Consider the following 1,286-nt stretch of genomic DNA (forward strand, 5'->3'; position numbering starts at 1 on the left):
GGGACTGTCAGGAATCTTGTGCGTGAGGCCGGTTGTCGTCATTGGCTGACGAACCTCTCGCCGAAGACGACGGCGAATTGTGTCCTTGCCTCGAACCACTCGCGCGGGGCGCGTTTCCACTCCTCGGCGGCGTGGTTGAGAACGAGATATAGCAGCTTCATGGCGGCGTCGTCATTGGGAAAGTGGCCGCGCGTTCGCACGGCCCGCCGCAGCTTTGAGTTCAGCGCCTCGATGGCGTTCGTGGTGTAGATGATGCGGCGCACGCTTTCGGGGAATGCGAAGAACGGCACGACGTGGAGCCAATTGCGCCGCCAGCTCTGAGCGATCGCCGGATAGCGTTGGCCCCAGTAGCCGGCGTCGAAGGCATCGAGCGCGGCCAGGCCGGCCTCGGCGTCCTTGGCCCGGTAGATCGCCCTGAGCGCCGGCACGACGGCTTTGCGGTCCTTCCATGACACGAATTCCAGCGAATGACGGATCAGGTGCACGATGCATGTCTGCACGACCGTTTGCGGGAACACGGCGTTGATCGCTTCTGGAAAGCCCTTCAGGCCATCGACGACGGCGATGAGGATGTCGGCGACACCTCGGTTCTTCAGCTCGTTCATGACGCGCAGCCAGAATTTGGCGCCTTCCGTCTGCTCGATCCAGATACCCAATATCTCCTTGCCGCCGTCGGGCAGGATGCCGAGCGCGATGTAGATCGCCTTGTTGCGAACGAAGCCCTCGTCGCGGATCTTGACCCGGATGGCGTCGAAGAAGACAAGGGGAAAGCAGGCATCCAACGGCCTGTTCTGCCATTCTGCGACCTCCTCCAGCACGGCATCGGTGACGGCCGAGATCAGGTCCGGCGAAACGTCGATACCATAGAGTTCCTCCAGGTGGCCACGGATCTCGCGCACGCTCATGCCGCGCGCATACATCGACACGATCTTGGCGTCGAAATCGGGAAAGCGGCGCTGATACTTTGCGATCAACTTCGGGTCGAAGGAGCCGGCCCGGTCGCGCGGGATCGAAAGTTCGAGCCTCGACGTGCCCGTCAGAACCGTCTTCTTCGAATGCCCGTTGCGCCGGTTCGGCGAGCCTTCGGCCTGTTCCTCGTCAAGATGATCATCCAACTCCGCGTTCAGGATCCGCTCAGAAAGCGCCTTCTTCAAATCGTCGAGCAAGCCGTCCTTGGCAAACAGCTCCTGCGGATCGCGACCGGCGAGCAAACGGTCCAGAAGTTCCTTCTCAATAGCCATGCGATGATTCTCCTTTCCATCATCATGGCCTCACGCACAAGATTC

1 protein-coding gene is annotated in these 1,286 nt (G+C 61.1%); it reads right to left on the minus strand.

Annotated elements, in window-relative coordinates:
* Positions 1-38 precede the first annotated feature (38 nt).
* Complete coding sequence (locus FJ936_RS30400; RefSeq protein WP_141907504.1) at positions 39-1,241, minus strand: IS256 family transposase; 1,203 nt, start codon at positions 1,239-1,241, stop codon at positions 39-41.
* Between the last annotated feature and the right edge of the window lie 45 nt (positions 1,242-1,286).

The organism is Mesorhizobium sp. B2-4-13 (assembly GCF_006658535.1).
GTDB classification, from domain to species: domain Bacteria; phylum Pseudomonadota; class Alphaproteobacteria; order Rhizobiales; family Rhizobiaceae; genus Mesorhizobium; species Mesorhizobium australicum.

Excerpts from the sequence above, each read along its gene's own strand:
- FJ936_RS30400 (WP_141907504.1), bottom strand. The coding sequence starts at position 1,241 with ATGGCTATTGAGAAGGAACTTCTGGACCGTTTGCTCGCCGGTCGCGAT.